The organism is Streptomyces sp. S6 (genome assembly GCF_054880855.1).
Map to the genome: position 1 here is coordinate 1 of NZ_JBTYMC010000396.1, position 5,302 is coordinate 5,302.

Annotated in this window: 1 protein-coding gene; it reads right to left on the reverse strand. The window is 72.9% G+C overall.

Annotation, left to right across the window (positions count from 1 at the left end):
* The coding region (locus tag ACVNF4_RS32100; protein WP_461806394.1) for an SDR family NAD(P)-dependent oxidoreductase at nt 1-5,302 on the reverse strand (5,302 nt) is incomplete at both ends.

The window sequence follows — 5,302 nt, forward strand, 5'->3', positions numbered from 1 at the left end:
CTTCCACGAGTGGTGATGTGGTGTGCAGGAGGGCGGCGGCAGCGCGGGCGATCTGCCGGCCGGGGCGGACCAGGCCGCGCATCAGCGGCTGCACCGCGCCGCCGGATGTGGCGTCGGCGCGGGCGGCTCGGAGGTCGAGCTTGATGGGGACGACGAGTGCCTGTTCGGCGTGGAGGGCCGCGTCGAAGAGGGCGAGGCCTTCGGCGGGGGTGAGGGCCTGGACTCCGCCACGGCTCATGCGGGCCTGGTCGGTCTCGCTCAGGTGAGCGGTCAGGCCCGTGCTCTGCTGCCACAGTCCCCAGGCCATCGAGACACCGGGCAGACCGGCGGCCCGCCGGTGGGCCATCAGGCCGTCGAGGTAGGAGTTGGCGGCGGCGTAGCTCCCCTGGCCGACGGAGCCGAAGAGCCCGGCGCCGGAGGAGAACACCGCGAACGTGGTCAGGTCCAGTTCGCGGGTCAGCTCGTGCAGGTGACGGACAGCGCTGACCTTCGGGGCGAAGACGCCTTCGACGCGTTCCGGCGTCAGGGCACCGATCACCCCGTCGTCCAGGACACCGGCGAGGTGCACGACACCGGTGAGCGGGTGCTCGACGGGTACGGCCGCCAGGAGCGCTGCCACGGCGTCCCGGTCGGCCACATCGCACGCGGCGACCGTCACCGCCGCCCCCGACTCGCCGAGTTCCGCGACCAGTTCGGCCGCCCCTTCCGCATCGGGACCACGGCGGCTCACCAGCAGCAGATGCCGTACACCGTGCACCTCCACCAAGTGCCGGGCGACCAGAGCGCCCAGAGAGCCGGTGCCGCCCGTGACCAGGACCGTGCCCTCAGGGGTGAAGGAGGTGTCGGGGACGGCTCCGGTCGTGTCGCGGACGAGGCGCGGGGCGAGGAGCACCTGGCCACGGGCGGCGACCTGGGGCTCGCCGGTGGCCAGTACGGCGGCGAGGACGGGTTCCATCTCGATGCCGGTCACGTCGAGGCCGGAGTCGGCGGCGGTGTCGAGCAGGACGATCCGCTCGGGGTCCTCGGCCTGGGCGGCCCTGATCAGGCCCCAGACGGCGGAACCGGCGGGGTCCGTGACATCGGCGTCTCCGTCGGCGGGCACCGCGCCCCGGGTGACGACGACCAGCCGGGAGGCGGCCAGACCGGGGGCGGCGACCCACGCCTGGACCATGGACAGGATCCGGTTCGTCAGGGTCAGCGCGTCCTCGCCGCCGCTGCCGAACGCCTGCGCCACGGCGACCACCGGGGTGGTCACGTGAGTGGCGAGGATGTCCACCTCGTCGGCGTGGAACAGCGGCACCCACGGCGGCAGTGTCTCCGTGCCCTGGGCGGGCGCGGGCAGTTCGGCCCACTCCACCCGGAACAGGGAGTCGTGGCCCGGTGCTTCGGCGGTGAGCTGCTCGGCGGAGACCGGCAGGAAGGAGAGCGCGTCGAGCGTCAGGACGGGTTCGCCTGTCTCGTCGGCGGCCGTCAGCGACAGCCGGTCGGCCCCGGCCGGGGCGAGCTTCACCCGCAGCGCCGAGGCGCCGGTGGCGTGCAGGGTCAGGCCGGTCCACTCGGCAGGCTGCCAGAGACGCGGTCCGTGTGTGTCGGCGACGGCCGCGTGGCGCAGGCCGGACTGGAGAGCGGCTTCCAGGAGTGCCGGGTGCAGTCCGAAGCGGCTCGCGTCGGCACGCTGCTCGTCGGGGAGGGCCAGTTCCGCGAAGACCTCGTCACCCCGCCGCCACAGCGCCCGTACCCCCTGGAGGACGGTGCCGTACGTGTTGCCGAGCCGGAGGAGATCGTCGTAGAGCTCGTCGACGCTCGCGGGCCGGGCGCCCGTGGGCGGCCACAGGACGAGGTCGCCGTCGGTCGCGGGGCGCTCGGCGGGTGTGGCGGAGAGCCGGCCGGTGGCGTGCCGGGTCCAGGCGGCGTCCGGGCCGCTGTCCTCGCGGATCGAGTAGACGTCGACCGTGCGGACGTCCTCCTCGTCGGGGCCGCCGACGGTGACCTGGACCCGGACGCCGCCCTGCTCGGGCAGGACGAGGGGCGCCTCCACGGCCAGTTCGTCGAGCGTGCCGCAGCCGACCTCGTCGCCCGCCCGCACCGCCAGTTCCACCAGCGCCGCGTTCGGTGCGACGGCCGTGCCGCCGATGGCGTGGTCCGCGAGCCAGGAGTGCGTACGCAGGGACAGGCGGGAGGTGAAGACCAGACCGTCCGACTGAGGCAGCCGGACCACCGCGCCGAGCAACGGGTGGTCGGCGGAGGTCTGGCCGAGCGACACCGCGTCGGTCGCCGGGGTGGTCTGGAGCCAGTAGTGCTGGTGGTCGAAGGCGTACGTGGGGAGCTCGACCTGGGCTGCGGCGGACTCCTCGGGGAGCATGCCGGTCCAGTCGACGGCGACGCCCCGGACGAAGAGGTCGGCCATCGAGGTCAACAGGCGGCGCGGGCCGCCCTCGTCACGGCGGAGAGAGCCGCCGACGATGGCCGTTGCGCCGTCGGCGTCGACGATCTCGTTGATCGGCTGGACCAGGACGGGATGGGCGCTGGACTCCACGAACACGGTGTGCCCGCTCGCCAGCAGATCGGTGATCGCCGGACCGAAACGGACCTGACCCCGCAGGTTGCGGTACCAGTAGTCGCCGTCGAGGACACCCGCTTCACGCACCCATTCACCCGTCACGGTGGAGAGGAACGGCACGAGAGGCGCCTGCGCACGGATGTCCGCGAACGCCTCGCCCAGAGTCTCCTCGATCGCCTCCACATGCCGGGTGTGCGAGGCGTAGTCCACCGCCACCCGACGCACCCGCACACCGTCCGCCGCCAAAACCTCCAACGCCTCGTCAAGGGCCTCGGCGTCACCGGCGATCACCACCGATGCCGGACCGTTGACAGCCGCCACCTCCACCCGGCCACCCCACCGCACCAGACGCCCGGCCACGTCCTCCTCGGACAACGCCACCGACGCCATACCACCCCGGCCCGCGAGACCACCCGCGATCACCTGGCTCCGCACCGCCACGATCCGGGCCGCGTCCTCCAACGACAGCGCACCCGACACACACGCCGCAGCAATCTCCCCCTGCGAATGCCCCACCACCGCGTCCGGCACCACACCCACCGACGCCCACACCGCAGCCAGACCCACCATCACCGCGAAACTCGCCGGCTGCACCACGTCGACGCGCTCCAACACCCCAGCCGGAACATCCCCCCGCAGCACATCCACCAACGACCACTCCACCCACGGCCCCAACGCCACCGCACACTCCGCCACCCGCTCCGCGAACACCGGCGACGCATCGAGCAGTTCACGGCCCATGCCCACCCACTGCGACCCCTGCCCCGGAAACACCAACACCGTCCGCCCCGACGCCGTGGCACCGAACGAACCGCCGGTCACGACAGCGGGATGGGACTCGCCGCGCGCCAGCGCATCCAGCCCCGTCGACGCCTCCTCACGTGAGCCGGCCACGATCACCGCGCGGTCGGAGAGCAGTGCCCGCCGCGCGACCAGTGCACCGGCCATCCGCCACAGAGGCTCCTGGCCCGCCTCCACGAAGGAGGCAAGCCGCTCCGCCTGGCCTGCCAGGGATGCCGTCGAAGCGGCGGACACGACCAGGGGGACCACTCCGTCGGTCGGTGCGGCCGGCGTCGCGGGCTGGTCCTCCGGTGCCTGTTCCAGGATCAGGTGGGCGTTCGTGCCGCTGATGCCGAAGCTGGAGATGCCGGCGCGGCGCGGCCTGCCCTGCTCCGGCCAGGTGCGGGCCTCGGTGAGCAGTTCGACGGCGCCCGCCGTCCAGTCGACCTGGGGCGTCGGCTCCGTCACGTTGATCGTGGGCGGCATGATGCCGTGCCGCAGCGCCTGCACCATCTTGATGACGGCGGAGACACCGGCCGCGGCCTGGGTGTGCCCCACGTTGGACTTGAGGGAGCCCAGCCAGAGCGGGCGCTCGGGGTCCCGGTCCCGGCCGTAGGTGGCGAGCAGTGCCTGCGCCTCGATGGGGTCGCCGAGTTCGGTGCCGGTGCCGTGCGCCTCCACGACGTCGATGTCGGCCGGGGCGAGGCCGCCGTCGGCGAGGGCCTTGCGGATGACGCGCTGTTGGGAGGGTCCGTTGGGGGCGGTGAGGCCGTTCGAGGCGCCGTCCTGGTTCACGGCGGAGCTGCGGACGACCGCGAGCACCCGGTGGCCGTTGCGCCGGGCCTCCGAGAGGCGTTCCAGGACGACGATGCCGACGCCCTCGGACAGGATGGTGCCGTCGGCGCCGGCCGAGAACGCCTTGACGCGGCCGTCGGCGGCGAGGCCGCGCTGGCGTGACATGCCGCGCAGGCCGATCGGTGAGCCCATGACGGCGACGCCGCCTGCGAGGGCGAGCGAGCATTCGCCCTGGCGTAGTGACTGTGCGGCGAGGTGCATGGCCACCAGTGAGGACGAGCAGGCCGTGTCGACGGTGACGGAGGGGCCTTCGAAGCCGAACGTGTACGACACGCGGCCGGAGGCCACGCTGCCGGCGGTGGCTGTCGTGACGAAGCCTTCGAGTTCGTCGGGCATGTTGCTGAGGGATTCGACGTAGTCGTGGATGGAGACGCCGGAGAAGACGCCGATGTTGTCGCCGCGTGCGGAGCGGGGGTCGATGCCGGCCTGTTCCAGGGCTTCCCAGGAGGTTTCGAGGAGGAGCCGCTGCTGCGGGTCCATGGCGAGGGCCTCGCGCGGTGAGATGCCGAAGAATCCGGCGTCGAACTGGGCGGCGCTGTGCAGGAATCCGCCTTTGTGGACGTAGGCCGTGCCGGGTTTGTCGGGGTCGGCGTCGAAGAGGCCGTCGAGGTCCCAGCCTCGGTCGTCCGGGAGGGGCACCATGCCGTCGCGGCCTTCGGCCACGAGACGCCAGAGGCCGTCGGGGTCGTCGACGCCGCCGGGCAGGCGGCAGGCCATGCCGACGATGGCGATGGGCTCGTCGGGCTGGGCGCTGAGGACGATGGGTGTGGCGGTGGCGCCTGCCGTGTCGTCGCCGAGTTCCTCGCGCAGGTGGCGGGCGAGTGCCACCGGGGTGGGGTAGTCGAAGATGAGGGTGGCGGGGAGTTTGACGCCGGTGGCGGTGCCGAGCCGGTTGCGGAGTTCGACGGCGGTGAGCGAGTCGAAGCCGATCTCGCTGAATCCTCGTGTGCCCTGGGCGAGTTCGGCGGCGTTGAAGCCGAGGACGGCGGTGGCTTCGGCCTGCACGATGCGCAGGAGGACGGCTTCCTGTTCGGTCTCGGGCAGTCCGGCCAGGCGCCGGAGCAGGTCGCTGCCGTCGCCCGCGCCGGCGCGTGCGAGGCGGCGGCC